Origin of the sequence: Pseudomonas sp. OVF7, from assembly GCF_030644265.1 — a bacterium.
Taxonomy (GTDB): domain Bacteria; phylum Pseudomonadota; class Gammaproteobacteria; order Pseudomonadales; family Pseudomonadaceae; genus Aquipseudomonas; species Aquipseudomonas gorinensis.
Genome location: NZ_CP128996.1, coordinates 3,128,673 through 3,143,089 on the forward strand (window position 1 = coordinate 3,128,673; position 14,417 = coordinate 3,143,089).

Sequence of the window (14,417 nt, forward strand, 5' to 3'; positions counted from 1 at the left end):
CTTTAATTTTTATTTATATACTCGGGGTAATCTTGCATTGTGAAATCGCCGTTGAAGTTTGCGTGGGTTTTGTTGCAAATATTTATCACTGTGTCTATAGCGCCTCTGAAGCATGGCTCTGTCCAGCCCGCGTCAACGGAAAATGACTCGCCGCAAAGATACAGTCCCGACGTGTATGAAAAGTCTCTGTTGTATTTCATAAGGCTGACAGCATCATAATACGTGCCCGCACGATAGAGTTTTGCGCAACCCAAGGAGTGCTTGTCTTTCATCCAGCGTTGAACAAGTGCTTGTTTGTGCCCTATGTAGGGAGATATTCGTTCTTTTATGTTTGTTGATTTCAGGAGGATTCTGTCAAGTTCTTCTATGCATTTTTCGACGAGTTCGTTGTCGCTGAATGAAGACAATTTTGTGGCGTCGTCTTCCCATGTGTAGCTGAGAAGTATGCAATCATAGGTGCTGTTTTCGTTGTAGCGGTAAGTGTATACGTCATGTATGAAACTGTCGGTAACTATCGCTTGTGGGATGTTTTTGTTATTTGATAGGAACGTTTTTTTGAGGGGGGCGTAGACCTTGCAACTGGTCTCCCAGTGCGCGGTTTTGTACGCTGCAATAATTTCAAGTGGAAGCATGTCCTGATTGAAGTTTTCAAGAAGAATCTGCGTCTCTATTATCCATGAAGGTAGCGTCATTACCACTGAGTCGAAGTCGATAAAATATGAGTTTGTGATTTTTGATTGAATGGGATGCCAGGTGTAGTGAACTCGGATTTGCCCGTTTTTTAGTTTTTCCAGTTTCGTTACTGAACTGCTGGTGAGTAATCCGGATTCTCGTTTTATCAAGTGTTCGTATAGAGACTCCTGGGTTTCGGTCGGTTTTATAAATAGTAAAGACTCTGCCAGAGATGCAAGGCCTATATAATTTGGCTTATTGAATTTTAGTCCTTTTGAATCGACAACTTCAGGAGCATTCAAATAGGGGGACGGTATAGGCGTGCCATCGGGATTTACACGCCCATGAATTAATTGGAGATGACTGCTGAATCCGAATATGGCTGTGCGTATCGGATAAAGAGAACATATGTCATAGAATGCTCCCCAGCTACCGTCACCGATTCCGATAGAGTAAAAAATTGCTGATTCTTCTGCCGTCATTCCCATACCTCCAAAATTACCAGGATCGTTAGCGTTCCAAGCGTTAATCGTTGGTGTTTTGACAAGGTCGCGAAATGTAATGCCTTCGTATCTCTTTACGATAGCTGCCCAATAGTCTTCCCACTTGTCAGTGCCGTAGTAGTGGGCGATTGTTGATGTCATGTGCTCGGCGAATGCTGTCCATTTTGCGAAGACAACCCCTAAGGTCTTGCCTGGGGGTGGTGTTCTTCCATCCGTGTTTTTCCAGATCAGCATTATTGGTTGATCGTTGTCATCTATGCATCCTTCTTGGAGGTAGATTCCAGTTGATCGGACCCATGGACTACCAGGGTTCGGGAAATTTGAGTGGGCCAGTTCGAACTCATTTGCGTAATACGCCATAAGCGAGCGCCCATCTTTTGGTTGTTCATTTGATTTGTTGAAGAAAGGCATTCTCATTGCACCCATTTCAAATGGGGGTCTGCCAAGGGTGTTGGTGTTGTTGCTTCCAAGTGCGGTAAGGTGTCTTCCGCCAATACGCGTTGATTTTTCAATCAGGGTGATATGGGTGAACCCGCACCTGTGTAATTCTCGTGCGGTTGTTAGGCCTGTAATTCCTGCGCCTATCACACAGATTTTATGACGGGGCTCTGTTGCTTGTGCCACTCCGTTTTTTTGTTCTAATAGAGTGCGGTAGTCAAAACACAGATCTGGCGGGTTTGGAAAGGTTGCCGTCCACTTACTTTTGGAAGAGCGTTTTTTTCTATGGAGTTTTGTGGCGATGTCTGCAGGGTAATTGAAGTCTGATCCGATAGTCATTTTGGTATTGTCCATTAATAATTGATTGGCTTTTTACAGCGTGAACGTGATTTCGCGGGGCGGGAATAGGCAGGTTGTAATTTTTGGCTAAGGAAGGTCGCGTTGTTTTGTAGGTGAAAACTACTTGATCTGAAAGTCACGGTCGGGAAGCAAAGCTATGAGTGGGATTTACACCTTGTTATGAGGGACTGCACCAACATGCCATTCAATTAAGGGTAGTTGGCGTGACATGCTCCTGATAGTAAGCCTCCTTGCCACAACGGAATGTGTTCGACACGTTATTATCAATTAACGTAGTCGCTCACGACGCTACGTATCTAAAAACCAACTGGTATGGACCTGTGAACTCTGACAGTAGGCAAGCCCTTACACCCACCGTAGGCTGGTGCATGTGTCCACCGCATAGATGAGTAAGGAGCCTGGCCGTGACAAAAAATGAGTTTAGCGTTCATCTTGAGGAAAAAATGGCTGCTGCCCGTAAGCGAATCTCGTCCAAGATGACCAAGTCAGACCGCATGGATTCGGGCAGGGTGGCGTTTTTGACCGCGTTGAAACATGTGGTCGATGGGGCCGGCAGTCCAGAGGACCTGGGGACCCTCGATGCCGTCAATGATGTACTGCAGGACCTGGGGATGCTGGCAAAGTCGAAGACCTTTTTGGCCATGCTCGAGCCTTGAGGAGGGGAGTGTCTGGTGTCGTGAAGGGCGCATTGCCACGCTATCTGTCTAACACCGAATAACCTCTGTCGCTCTCCATGTTGATGCCTCTTTCATCAACATGGAGCCAGTGCCATGAGCACGTTCAACCCATCGACCCCGCGCCTTCGTTCAGTGAAGTCGAGGGTTACCTGAGCGCGATCGGCCCACAGTTGTTCGAGCAGGCAGCATCGCTGTTGCCGAAGCAGCCCGCCCGCGTGGGGCCGCTGCATTTACAGCGCGTGCATGTATCCACGGGAGACCTTGCTGGTGCATCGTTCGCGCAGTGGGCGGCTGGCGATCAGCCTTGCCAAACGCGTTTGATTCTGGGAAAACCCCAGCCTTTGCGCATTCAACGAGAGCCTCCATGAGCGACGACACCCTCCAAGTCACCGATATCCGCCCAGGCACCGGCAAGGCCGTGGTCAAGGGCGCGCTGATCACCACCCAATACACTGGCACCCTGGTCGATGGCACGGTGTTCGATTCGTCCTGGGCGCGCGGCAAGCCGTTCCAGTGCGTGATTGGCACCGGGCGGGTGATCAAGGGCTGGGACCAGGGCCTGATGGGCATGCAGGTGGGGGGCGTGCGCCAGTTGTTCGTGCCGGCGCACCTGGCCTACGGCGAGCGCTCGATGGGCGCGCATATCAAACCCCATAGCGATTTGCGCTTTGAGATTGAATTGCTGGAAGTACTGACGCGCGATGATTGAAAGGCCATGAACAGGGACGTTGATCCACAGGCGTTACCGGGTTGCTCCATCGAGGGCATTCGGGTGGTTGAATTGCAGGGCCGCGATGAGGCTGAGCTGCAACGGTTTTTTGCGCAGGCGCCGGATTACTTCCTGGCGGTCAACGGTGAACCGGCCACGCCCAACGAGGCCCGCGAGGAACTGCAGGGCCAGTTGCCGCCAGGCTGGCGTTGCCGCCGGATGTACTGGCTGGGCTACCGTGATGGGCAAGGCCAACTCGTCGCCGTGGTCAATATCGCTGCGGACCTGCTCGCGTTGGGCGTGTGGCATATCGGTTTGCTGCTGGTGGACTCGCGCCTGCACGGCACAGGGCTGGCGCAGCGGCTGCATGTGGATCTTGAGGCATGGGCGGTGACACAGGGCGCCGAGTGGCTACGGCTGACCGTGGTACTTGGCAATGCCAAGGCTGAGCGCTTCTGGCCCAAGCTGGGGTACGTGACGGTGCGGACTCGGGAGGGGATCAGGATGGGGCGCCAGGTGAACCGCGTGGCGATCCAGGTGAAGGCCCTGGCCGGTGGGCAGGTCGATGATTACTTGAGGCGCGTGGCGCGGGACCGGGCCGATGCGCAGTAGCCATGGTGGTCCACTCTTCCATTGTGGGAGCGGGCTTTGGGGAGGGTTGAAAATCGCTTCCTGAACCCGTCCTGAAGAATATTCTTATTCCCCATGCGGAAAATTTCCTACGGTTTACTCTCCTGTAATCGGCGCGTAAGCTTCGCGCGTTTTCATCAATAGCGGAGACCCTCAGTGGGTACTTGTTCGAGTGACAGTTGTCAGCCGGTCTCGGTAACCGGCCCATACTTGGCAAGGTAACGCGCATTTTCCAGATGCCGTTGTCTCGCCACCTAGCGAGAAGCGGCATCCCGGCAGTAGCCAGTCCTGGCGCCTGCCTGATCCCTCTCATCGACGCTGACCTGCACCTGAGTTGACTCGGGATGCTACGGACGCGCCTGCCTGTTACGGCAGGCGGGCCCCGCCGGCTATGCCTGTCTGACAGGCGTGGCGCGGATGGGCAGTACCTGCATGACGGTTTTTTCCTCACGCAGGAGTCACACCATGAACCTCACTCTGTTGAAAGCGTTTTTCGCCGACTTCCTGCGAGACCCGGCATATCGCCCGGCACTTCCGTCGCCTGGCATTACAGGTGCTGCCGTCGCTGTACGTTGTGTTCCTGCCGCTGATTCTGCTGGCGTATAGGGGCCTGGCCCCGGTAGTAAAGGGGGGCCGCATCCGTAAGTTTGGCTGGCAGTAACACGCTGTATCGACCACCCCTGGCCCTTGTGGGGGACGGCTGACGGGCCTCCACCGGGAGCAACGGTGGTTTCAATTTGCTCAGGCATTCATGGAGTTTTTTATGCAGGCAATCAACAACATCAACCTCAATTCCCTGATCGATACCCTGGTCAGCCTCACCGCCGCGTTTATCCTCGGTGGGCTGATCGGCTTCGAGCGCCAATATCGCCAGCGTACGGCGGGTTTACGCACCAATGTGCTGGTGGCGGTGGGCGCAGCGATATTTGTCGACATGGCCAACCGCCTGGGCGGCGCGGAGGGCGCGGTGCGAGTGGTCGCGTATGTGGTATCGGGTATCGGCTTTCTGGGTGCCGGCGTGATCATGCGCGAAGAAGGCAATGTGCGCGGGCTCAACACCGCCGCCACGCTTTGGGCCTCGGCGGCGGTGGGGGCATGTGCCGGCGCCGACCTGATCCTCGAAGCGCTGCTGGGGACGCTGTTTGTACTGGCGGCCAACACGTTGCTGCGCCCGATCGTGAACAACATCAACCGCCAGCCGTTGGACGTGGTGTCGGCGGAGGTGACCAATATCCTCTATGTCATTGCGCGGCGTAGCCAGCAGCAGGCAGTCATGGTTTTGCTGGAGGCCGAATTGGCGCGCTGCAACTACCCGGCCAGCGACGTCGACGTCCGGCCGTTCGGCAGCGACGAAGTGGAAATCGAGGCCACGCTGGTGGCCACCTCGGTAGACGGCGACGAGCTGGATGCCCTGGTTGCGCGCATTTCCACCTCGACGCTGGTGGTACAGGCCTTCTGGAGCCCGAGTACCACTGACTGACCCCCCGCCAGGCATAGCCAGGCCCACGGGGCTATGCTTTTTTGTGAGGAAAAGTCCTACATTCAGTCAGGAGTATCCCTTCAAATAATACGCCACCTCATTGCTAAGGTTGCGCGCTTGCGGCTGGCCGGCGGCAAAGGTACGGCTTTATAGGGTCAAGGTGTTTTTCAATTGAAGGGACCAGGCACTGCCTGGCTGGCGTCCTTAGGGGAAAGGCAGTACCGCTTGTCGGAACTGTCATTTCTCACAGGTACCCGAGTCCCGTGTGATGTGTCAGCGTACTTTGTCCTCCCAGGGGAGTTATATGAGTAAAGCGTTAATTGTCGATGATCATCCATTTATCCGGGCCACGGTCCGGTATCTGTTGAAGCAGGAAGGCTTTACTGAGATCGATGAGGCGGGCAACGGTGCAGATGCTGTGCAGAAGGCCAGGGAAGGGCGCCCGGATCTGGTGATCCTCGACCTGGCAATGCCGAAGCTGGGCGGGCTGGAGGTGATCGCTCGGATCAAGGCGCTTGGCCTGCCGTGCAAGATCCTTGTGCTGACCTCCTACCTGGCGGTGTTTTTTTCCACCCGCTGCATGCGCGCCGGGGCCATGGGGTTTGTCGCCAAGACCGGCGAGCTGGACGAACTGCAGAAGGCTATCAAGGCGGTGATGTCCAACTACAGCTGCTTCCCCAGCTTGCCCACCAGTTCGGTACGGCGCGATGATTTGCAATCTACCGAGCAAGCAATGGTGGAGGCGCTCTCGGATCGTGAGTTGACGGTGTTGCAGAAACTGGCCCTGGGCCTGGGCAACAAGGAAATCGCCGAAGACATGCTGCTGAGCCACAAGACCATAAGCACCTACAAGACGCGTCTCAAGGAGAAACTGCGTATGTCATCGGTGGTGCATCTGTCCAAATTTGCCCAGCGCAATCATCTGATTTGAAATGATCGCCTCCGCGTTTGCCCGACTCGCGGCCATTCTGTTGGCGGCCCTGTTGCCCCTGTTCGCGGTGGCCCTGGATGAAGCGCACCCGTTGCGGCTGCTGGGCCACTCCCACCTTGAAAACCCCGGCGTTGAGCTGGACGAAGCCGATTGGCGCTGGCTGCGCGAGCGGCGCAGCGTGTTGATGGGCGTCTCCGCGCCGGACTACGCGCCGTTCGACCTGAGCAACAATAATGACGAGCTTGAGGGGATTACCGCCGATTATGCGGCGCTGGTGGCCCAGGCGCTGAATATCACCGTCGAGGTACGGCGCTATGACACGCGCGATGAGGTGATCGAAGCCCTTAAGCAAGGTCAGGTGGATTTCCTCGGTTCGGCCAATGGTTACGAGGCCGCAGACCCGCAACTGGTGCTGTCGCGCTCCTATGCCAATGATCAGCCGACCCTGGTCACGCGTACCGGGGACAGCCAGGCCCTGAGTGCCGACCTGGCCGGCAAGCGCGTGGCCATGCTCTATCACTACATGCAGCCCGCCGCCGTGCAGGCGTTTTACCCTCGGGCCCACCTGCAGCTGTTTGCCTCGACCTTCGAAGCCATTGGCGCCGTGGCCTTCGAGCAAGCGGATGTGTACCTGGGCGATGCCATCAGCACCCGGTATCTGATCAGCAAGAACCACCTCAACAATGTGCGCATGGCGGATTTTTCCGCCCTGGAGGTCAACCCGTTCGCGTTTGCCGTGGCCAGGGGCGATGATCGATTGCTGCGCATCCTCAATGCGGCACTGGCGACCATCCCCGTCAATACGCAGCTGGAGATCCTGCGCCGCTGGAGTGCGGGCAGCAGTGGTTTCCTGGAGGCCGACCGGCTGCGCCTGAGCCGGGGTGAGCAACGCTGGCTGGAGAAACATCCCCGAGTGAAAGTCGCGGTGCTCGACAAGTTCCTGCCCCTGTCGTTTTTCAATGCCAAGGGCGAATTCGAGGGGTTGAGCGCCGAAGTGCTGTCGCGGATCAGCCTGCGCACCGGCTTGAAATTCGATGTGGTGAAAGGCAGTTCGCTGCCTCGCCAGATCGACGCGGCCAGCATGGGCGACGTGGATATGATCGCGGTGATCACCCCCAGCAATGAGCGCGCCGAAAAGGTCCGTTTTACCCGACCTTACCTGACCAATCCCTATGTGCTGGTCAGCCGTCTTGATGGAAAAAGCCCGCTCACCCTGGAGGACATGGCTGGAAAACGCCTGGCCTTTATCGGAGGCAATACGCTGGGCGAGCGTATTGCCCGCGACTTCCCGCGCGTCGAGTTCGTCGACACCGAGAACCCTGAACAAGCCATGGCGATGGTGGCCAGCGGCGCCGCCGACGCGACCGTGCTGTCATTGATCAGCGCGCGCTACATGATCGCGCGCTATTACCGCGACCGCCTGCGGGTGACCAGCACGGTCGGCGCCGAACCGGCACGCATCACCTTTGGCGTGAACCGTAGCCAGTTGGAGCTGTACTCGATCCTCGACAAGGCGTTGTTGAGCATCACGCCCGAGGAAATGGACGAACTGACCAACCATTGGCGCAGTGAAGTGATCATCGAAGACAGCTATTGGCTGCGCCATCGCAATGCAATCATCCAGGGGTTCGGGCTGGCCGCATTGTTGTTGCTGGTCACCCTGGGCTGGGCCATGTACCTGCGCAATCTGATTCGCAAGCGGGTCCAGGCCGAACGGGCGTTGAGCGACCAGATGCGCTTTATGAGTGTATTGATCGACGGTACGCCCCATCCGATTTATGTGCGCGATCGCCAGGGGCGGTTGATGGCCTGCAATAACGCCTACCTCGAGGTATTCGGCTTCAAGCTGGAAGACGTGATCGGCAAGACCGTGGTGGAAACCGATACGGGTAATCGGCCGCAAGCCCAGTCCTATCATGACGATTACCTGCGGCTGATGGCGCGGGGCGAGCCGCAGATTCATGACCGCATACTCCGGGTGCCCAGTGGTGAGGTCCTGACCATTTATCAATGGATGTTGCCGTATCGTGATGGCGACGACCATGTGGTGGGCATGATCGCCGGCTGGGTGGACGTGAGCGAACGCCAGCGCCTGCTCGGCCAGTTGCAGGAAGCCAAGGACGAAGCCGACGCCGCCAACCGCGCCAAGACCACCTTCCTGGCAACGATGAGCCATGAGATCCGCACGCCGATGAATGCAGTGATCGGCATGATCGAGCTGGCCCTGAAAAACGCTGAGCAGGGCCGGGCCGACCGTGATGCGCTGGAGGTGGCGTCGGTGGCGTCGCGCGGCATGTTGGAGTTGATTGGCGACATTCTCGATATTGCCCGCATCGAGTCCGGCCATCTGTCCCTGGACCAGGCGCCGGCCAACCTGCATGAGTTGCTGGCGTCGGTGGCGCGGGTGTTCGAAGGGCTGGCGCGAGCCAAGGGCCTGGCGTTGAAAGTGGAGCTCGATCCGGCGCTCGATCGCCCGGTGCTGATCGACCCGCTGCGCTTCAAGCAGGTGGTGTCGAACCTGTTGAGCAATGCCATCAAGTTCACCGCCCAAGGCCAGGTGCAGCTCGGCGCTCAAGGGCTGTTAGCGGGCGAGCAACTGACCCTCAAACTCTGGGTGCAGGACACCGGTATCGGTATCAGTGCCGAAGACCAGCAGCGCTTGTTCAACCCGTTTATCCAAGGTAGCAACACTGAGCAATCGGCGCGCAGCGGGTCTGGCCTGGGGTTGGTGATCAGCCGTAACTTGTGCGAAATGATGGGGGGGCAATTGCACTTGACCAGCGTGCTGGGGCAGGGCACACGGGTGGATGTGAGCCTGCCACTGGTCACCACCGACGCCATGCCGGCCCCGGGATTGGCACCCGCCGCGCACCTGCCGCCGGCGTGTGCCTTGAGCATCCTGGTGGTGGATGACTACCCGGCCAATCGCGTGCTGCTGACTCGGCAATTGAGTTTCCTCGGGCATCGCATTACCACGGCGGAAGACGGCGTACAGGGGCTTGCGCTGTGGCAGACCGGTCACTTCGACGGAGTGATCACCGATTGCAATATGCCCCTGAAGGACGGTTACACATTGGCGCGGGATATTCGTGCGCAAGAGCGTGAGCGTGGGTTGGTGCCGTGCCTGCTGCTGGGGTTTACCGCCAATGCCCAGCCTGAGGAGGTCGAGCGTTGTCGCCAGGCGGGCATGGACGGATGCCTGTTCAAGCCCACCGGCCTGGAAGATCTGCGCGCGGCGTTGGCCGTGCGCAGCGCCAGCTTTTCCCCGCCGGAGGCTGAACCCCTGTTTGATCTGAGCGCGCTGATCGCCTTGACGGGCGATGATCACGCCGCCCTGAAAGAGCTATTGATACCGTTACTCGAGAGTTTGGAAACCGATCGTGCACGGTTGTCGTCCCTGCAGCACCAGGCTGACTTTTCCGGGCTGCACGACCTTGCGCACCGCGCCAAGGGTGGCGCGCGGATGGTCAAGGCACAGGCGCTGATCGAGGTCTGCGAGACGCTGGAGAGGGTGTGTGAGCAGCGCGATCACACTGCACTGGAGGCGGCGACGCAAGCGGTCGGGGAAGCGATCGGTGATTTGCATCAGCATCTGAGCCGTTATTGCAATCAGCCTTGACTGGGGTTGAGTGCCACTCGGTGGGTTTGGGAGAAATCCTACGTGAAGAGGGAATATGCCTGATTTTGTCTTCGGGATATGTCTGGAAAATGGGCGGCGCTCACTGACGAGCACTGACTGACTGCCAGGGGTTCGCCATGCCGAATAAAGCACTGACTATCCTTATTGCCGATGAACAGCACCTGCAACGCCTATACATCGAAAAAATGCTCAATCAGCTGGGGTACCACCGGATCGTTCCGGTGCAGACCTTCGAAGAAGTCAAGATTCTCACCGCCATTCCGGCCGAGCCCTTTGATGTGCTGATCATCAATGCGGGGCTGGCGGCCCATGCCAGCGAGCCGCAACCCCAGGTACGCCATGTGCTGGTCTACGACCACCAGGACCTGGGCCAACCGACCGGCGCCACACCGGCGGTGCTGGTTCGCCTGCCCGGCGTGCCGGACCCCATCAACCTTGAACATTTCATGGACATCATTGATCCACCCGAGGCCACTACGGGCCTTCGGGTATTGCCGTGGCTGCGGGAGTTGTCCCGCGTGCCGGTGGCTGGGGTCTAGTCCCACTTCGGTGCGATGCCCTTGGGGCTGGTCAGGCGATGGCCGCGCTCCAGCCCAGCAATCTGTGCCATGTCGGCATCGCTCAAGGTCAGCTCCAGGGCCTTGAGGTTGCTCTCCAGATTGGCGCGCTTGGTCGACGATGGGATCACTGCATAGCCGCTCTGCATGGCCCACGCCAGGGTTACTTGCGCCGGGGTCGCATGGTGGCGTTCGGCGATCTGCTGGATCACCGGGTCTTTCAGCACCTCGCCGTAGGCCAGGGTCATGTAGGAGGTGAGCGGGATACCCTGGGCTGTCGCGAACGCCACCACCTTGCGGTTTTGCAGGTAGGGGTGCAGTTCAATTTGATTGGTGGCGATGTTGTCGGCGCCGACCGCCGCGATGGCCTGCTTCATCAAGTCGATGGTGAAGTTGGAAATCCCGATCTGGCGTGTCAGGCCCAGGCGCTTGGCTTCCAGCAACTGGCCCATGAATTCGGTGACGGGTACCTGGTCTTCCGGCGATGGCCAGTGGATCAATGTCAGGTCCAGATAATCGGTCTTGAGCTTGCGCAGGCTCTCCTGGAGGCTCGGGATCAACTGGCCTTCGGCGAAATTGGCGATCCAGATCTTGCTGGTGAGGAACAGCTCTTCACGGGGGATGCCGCTGTTGGCGATCGCCTGGCCGACGTCGGCTTCGTTTTCGTAGATTTGCGCGGTGTCGATGGCGCGATAGCCCAGTTCAAGGCCGGTGCTGACCGAGTCGATCACCACCTGGCCTTGCAGGCGGAAGGTGCCGAGGCCGAAGGCGGGTACGGTGTGCGTGGGGATAGACATCAGTGACTCCTGAAGGGGGTAAACAATGGCGCCGAGTATCCGCCCGTCGTTCCTTCGGAAAAACCGTTGAATCCGAAAAGGAGTCTTGACTGCAAGTCACGAATGCAGCATTTCCGGTTGATGGTTGGGCAAGGGCGTGAGCCGTGGCCCTGGGCGACAAGCGTGGGCGGCGTTGCTGCGCACGCTGGATCGGCTGTCGCCGGGCTACCGCGACTGATGTAGAGTCGTGCGGCCGACTCAACCGAAGGATACCCCCATGACCCAGGAAACCCGTTTCTCCCGGATGGACCCGGAGTTGCGCAAGGCCCATCTGGTCCAGGCCACGCTCACCTGTCTCAAGCGCGATGGTTTCCAGGGCGCTTCGATCCGCAAGATCAGCGCCGAGGCCGGGGTATCGGTGGGGCTGATCAGCCATCACTACTCCGGCAAGGATGAGTTGGTGGCCGAGGCCTACCGCACCGTCACCGGCCAGGTCATGGACCTGCTGCGCGAGACCATGGCCAAGGCCCCGTCCAGCCCCCGTGAGCGGTTGTCGGCGTTGTTCCGTGGCTCGTTTTCCGCTGAGCTGCTCGACCCGCAATTGCTCGACGCCTGGCTGGTGTTCTGGGGCGCGGTCAAGACTGCGCCGGCCATCAACCTGGCCCACGAACATTCCTATGCCGAGTACCGCACCATCATGCGTTCAGCCCTGGCCGACATGGCCCGGGAGGAGGGGTGGGAGCCGTTCGACGCCGACCTTGCGGCCATCGGCCTGAGTGCCTTGCTTGACGGGCTGTGGCTGGAGTCGGGGCTCAACCCCGGCACCTTCACGCCGGAGCAGGGCATCCAGATCTGTGAAGCCTGGGTCGACGGCCTGCAAGGCGCCGGTCGCCAGCGCTACCTGCTCAAACCCTGAGTTTTCGCGCCGCCTGGATGCAATGTCCGGGTGGGTATTGGCCTTTGGAAAATTTTACAGCCTGCCAATTGCAACCTTGCTGAACACTCGTTTAGTATCGCCCCATGTCGCACCCCTCAAGCCAATTAAAATAATTCGAGGAAGCCATGACTGCCGATGCGCCCGTGCTCACCCAAGTGCAAGCCGGCATTGCCTGGATCACCCTTAATCGGGGTCCCCAGCGCAATGCATTGGATATCCCCACGCTCAAATACCTGCAGGCCTTGCTCGACGGCTTCAACCGCGACCCGGCTGTGCGCGCGGTGGTATTGACCGGCAGCGGTCGCAGCTTCTGCGCCGGCGCCGACCTCGCCGAATGGGCCGAGGCAGATGCTCGTGGCGCCCTGGAAACCTACGGTTGGACCGAAACCGCCCACGCCCTGATGACCCGCCTGTACACCCTCGACAAACCTACGATTGCCGCGATCAACGGCACCGCCGTCGGCGCCGGCATGGACCTGACCCTGTGTTGCGACCTGCGCATCGCCGGCCAAGCGGCGCGCTTCAAGGCCGGCTACACCAGCATGGCCTACTCCCCGGACGCCGGTGCCAGCTGGCACTTGCCGCGCCTGATTGGCAACGAACAAGCCAAGCGGCTGCTGTTCCTCGACGAGCTGTGGAGCGCCGAGCGCGCCCTGGCGGCAGGGCTGGTGGGCGAAGTGGTCGCTGACGATCAACTGCACGCCCGCACCCTCGATCTGGCGACGCGTCTGGCCAACGGCCCGACCCTCGCCTTCGCCCTGACCAAGACGTTGATCCGTGAGGGCGCCCACCGCAGCCTGCCCGAGCAACTCCAGGCAGAACGCGCGGCAGGCCTGTTGTGTGGGCGCAGTGTCGATGGTGCCGAAGCCTTGCGCGCCTCCCTGGAAAAACGCCCGGCGAATTTCTGCGGCCAATAACAAGACCCCGAACAGGTAGCGCCATGAATTTCCAACTCAGCCAAGAACAAGACATGTTGGTGGACGCGGTACGCAGTTTTGTTGCCAGGGAGTTATTGCCTCACGAGGAGGCGGTAGACCGTGCCGACGCGGTTCCCCCGGAACTCGCCGCGCAGATTCGCGACACCGCCATCGCCGCGGGTTTCTACGCGTTCAACATGCCGGAAGAGGTGGGGGGCGGTGGCCTGGATTACCTGTCCCAGGCGTTGATCGAGCGGGAGTTGTCCAAGGTCTCGTGGGCGCTGCATGTGTTTGTCGCGCGCCCGTCCAAGATCCTGATGGCTTGCACCGGCGCGCAGATTGGCGACTACCTGTTGCCATGCGTGCAAGGCAAGAAAATCGACTGCTTTGCCCTGACCGAACCGGGTGCCGGCTCGGATGCCAACGCCATCAAGACCCGCGCCGTGCGCAGTGGCGATGACTTCGTGATCAATGGCAGCAAGCACTTCATCAGCCATGCCGGCCATGCCGACTTCGCCATTGTGTTTGCCGTCACCGACACTTATGAACACAACGGTCGCCAGCGCAATGCGGTGACTTCGTTCCTGGTGGACCGGGGTACCCCAGGCATGACCATTCGCCGGGGCCCCAAGTGCGTGAGCAACCGTGGTTACCACACCTATGAAATGTTCTTCGACGACTGCCGGGTCCCGGCCTCCAAGGTGCTTGGCGACGTGGGCAAAGGCTGGGACGTGGCCAACGCCTGGCTCACCGCCGGCCGCGTAATGGTCGCCGCCAATTGCGTCGGCCAGGCCCAGCGCGCGCTGGATGTATCCCTGCAATGGGCGGCGGACCGCAAACAGTTTGGCCAGCCCATCGGCACCTATCAGGGGGTGAGTTTCAAGTTGGCCGACATGGCCACACAGATTCGCGCCGCCGAATTGCTGACCCTGCACACCGCCTGGAAGATGGATCAGGGCAGCATGACCGACGGCGAGGCCGGCATGGCCAAGCTGTTTGCCAGCGAAACCCTGGGTAAGGTCGCTGACGAAGCTGTGCAGATTTTCGGTGGCATGGGCCTGATGGATGAAGGCCCGGTGGAGCGTATCTGGCGCAACGCGCGGATCGAACGGATCTGGGAAGGCACTTCGGAAATCCAGCGCCATATCATCGCCCGCGAACTGTTGCGGCCCCTGTTGCGTTGATCGGCG

12 protein-coding genes are annotated in these 14,417 nt (G+C 59.0%); 10 read left to right on the plus strand and 2 right to left on the minus strand.

What is annotated here, in order from left to right; translation table 11 throughout:
• Positions 1-2: 2 nt before the first annotated feature.
• Complete coding sequence (locus QU606_RS14445; protein ID WP_277379384.1) at positions 3-1,952, minus strand: FAD-dependent oxidoreductase; 1,950 nt, start codon at positions 1,950-1,952, stop codon at positions 3-5.
• A 425-nt stretch (positions 1,953-2,377) separates the two neighbouring features.
• Here QU606_RS14445 and QU606_RS14450 point away from each other — a divergent pair, with 425 nt between their 5' ends.
• From QU606_RS14450 to QU606_RS14480, 7 genes are all read left to right on the plus strand, one after another.
• Positions 2,378-2,629 (plus strand): hypothetical protein, encoded by a 252-nt coding sequence (locus QU606_RS14450; protein ID WP_069076238.1) that lies wholly within the window; start codon positions 2,378-2,380, stop codon positions 2,627-2,629.
• A gap of 385 nt (positions 2,630-3,014) precedes the next feature.
• Positions 3,015-3,359: an FKBP-type peptidyl-prolyl cis-trans isomerase gene (locus QU606_RS14455; protein ID WP_069076237.1), complete on the plus strand. Its 345-nt coding sequence runs from the start codon at positions 3,015-3,017 to the stop codon at positions 3,357-3,359.
• 6 nt (positions 3,360-3,365) lie between these two features.
• Positions 3,366-3,971: a GNAT family N-acetyltransferase gene (locus QU606_RS14460; RefSeq protein ID WP_150054679.1), complete on the plus strand. Its 606-nt coding sequence runs from the start codon at positions 3,366-3,368 to the stop codon at positions 3,969-3,971.
• Positions 3,972-4,752: 781 nt separating this feature from the next.
• A complete protein-coding gene (locus QU606_RS14465) occupies positions 4,753-5,469 on the plus strand; it encodes an MgtC/SapB family protein (protein ID WP_024074525.1) in 717 nt (238 codons plus the stop codon).
• A 304-nt stretch (positions 5,470-5,773) separates the two neighbouring features.
• Positions 5,774-6,400 carry a response regulator transcription factor gene (locus tag QU606_RS14470; RefSeq protein ID WP_024074526.1) on the plus strand — a complete coding sequence of 209 codons (627 nt, stop codon included), beginning with the start codon at positions 5,774-5,776 and terminating at the stop codon, positions 6,398-6,400.
• 1 nt (position 6,401) lies between these two features.
• Complete coding sequence (locus QU606_RS14475; protein ID WP_069076234.1) at positions 6,402-10,019, plus strand: transporter substrate-binding domain-containing protein; 3,618 nt, start codon at positions 6,402-6,404, stop codon at positions 10,017-10,019.
• A 137-nt stretch (positions 10,020-10,156) separates the two neighbouring features.
• On the plus strand, positions 10,157-10,579 hold the full coding sequence (locus QU606_RS14480; protein WP_024074528.1) for a hypothetical protein: 423 nt from the start codon (positions 10,157-10,159) through the stop codon (positions 10,577-10,579).
• Here the strand turns inward: QU606_RS14480 and dkgB are convergent.
• The gene (gene dkgB, locus QU606_RS14485) at positions 10,576-11,394 is read right to left on the minus strand and encodes a 2,5-didehydrogluconate reductase DkgB (protein WP_304998491.1); all 819 of its coding nucleotides are present in this window, start codon (positions 11,392-11,394) and stop codon (positions 10,576-10,578) included. The two genes, QU606_RS14480 and dkgB, sit on opposite strands and share 4 nt — an antisense overlap.
• A gap of 256 nt (positions 11,395-11,650) precedes the next feature.
• On the opposite strand from dkgB, the gene QU606_RS14490 reads away from it, so the two are divergent.
• The 3 genes from QU606_RS14490 to QU606_RS14500 all read left to right on the plus strand — a co-directional run bounded on the left by QU606_RS14490 (position 11,651) and on the right by QU606_RS14500 (position 14,411).
• Positions 11,651-12,289 (plus strand): TetR family transcriptional regulator C-terminal domain-containing protein, encoded by a 639-nt coding sequence (locus QU606_RS14490; RefSeq protein WP_024074530.1) that lies wholly within the window; start codon positions 11,651-11,653, stop codon positions 12,287-12,289.
• Between the two features lie 146 nt (positions 12,290-12,435).
• Positions 12,436-13,227, plus strand: coding sequence for an enoyl-CoA hydratase/isomerase family protein (locus QU606_RS14495; RefSeq protein WP_193690415.1), 792 nt, complete (start codon positions 12,436-12,438; stop codon positions 13,225-13,227).
• Between the two features lie 23 nt (positions 13,228-13,250).
• Complete coding sequence (locus tag QU606_RS14500) at positions 13,251-14,411, plus strand: acyl-CoA dehydrogenase family protein (RefSeq protein WP_069076231.1); 1,161 nt, start codon at positions 13,251-13,253, stop codon at positions 14,409-14,411.
• Positions 14,412-14,417 lie beyond the last annotated feature (6 nt).

What these genes read in the sequence shown, in the direction of transcription:
- QU606_RS14445 (WP_277379384.1), bottom strand. Translation starts at nt 1,952, where the DNA reads ATGACTATCGGATCAGACTTCAATTACCCTGCAGACATCGCCACAAAA.
- QU606_RS14455 (WP_069076237.1), top strand. Translation starts at nt 3,015, where the DNA reads ATGAGCGACGACACCCTCCAAGTCACCGATATCCGCCCAGGCACCGGC.
- QU606_RS14460 (WP_150054679.1), top strand. Translation starts at nt 3,366, where the DNA reads ATGAACAGGGACGTTGATCCACAGGCGTTACCGGGTTGCTCCATCGAG.
- QU606_RS14465 (WP_024074525.1), top strand. Translation starts at nt 4,753, where the DNA reads ATGCAGGCAATCAACAACATCAACCTCAATTCCCTGATCGATACCCTG.
- QU606_RS14470 (WP_024074526.1), top strand. Translation starts at nt 5,774, where the DNA reads ATGAGTAAAGCGTTAATTGTCGATGATCATCCATTTATCCGGGCCACG.
- QU606_RS14475 (WP_069076234.1), top strand. Translation starts at nt 6,402, where the DNA reads ATGATCGCCTCCGCGTTTGCCCGACTCGCGGCCATTCTGTTGGCGGCC.
- QU606_RS14480 (WP_024074528.1), top strand. Translation starts at nt 10,157, where the DNA reads ATGCCGAATAAAGCACTGACTATCCTTATTGCCGATGAACAGCACCTG.
- dkgB (WP_304998491.1), bottom strand. Translation starts at nt 11,394, where the DNA reads ATGTCTATCCCCACGCACACCGTACCCGCCTTCGGCCTCGGCACCTTC.
- QU606_RS14490 (WP_024074530.1), top strand. Translation starts at nt 11,651, where the DNA reads ATGACCCAGGAAACCCGTTTCTCCCGGATGGACCCGGAGTTGCGCAAG.
- QU606_RS14495 (WP_193690415.1), top strand. Translation starts at nt 12,436, where the DNA reads ATGACTGCCGATGCGCCCGTGCTCACCCAAGTGCAAGCCGGCATTGCC.
- QU606_RS14500 (WP_069076231.1), top strand. Translation starts at nt 13,251, where the DNA reads ATGAATTTCCAACTCAGCCAAGAACAAGACATGTTGGTGGACGCGGTA.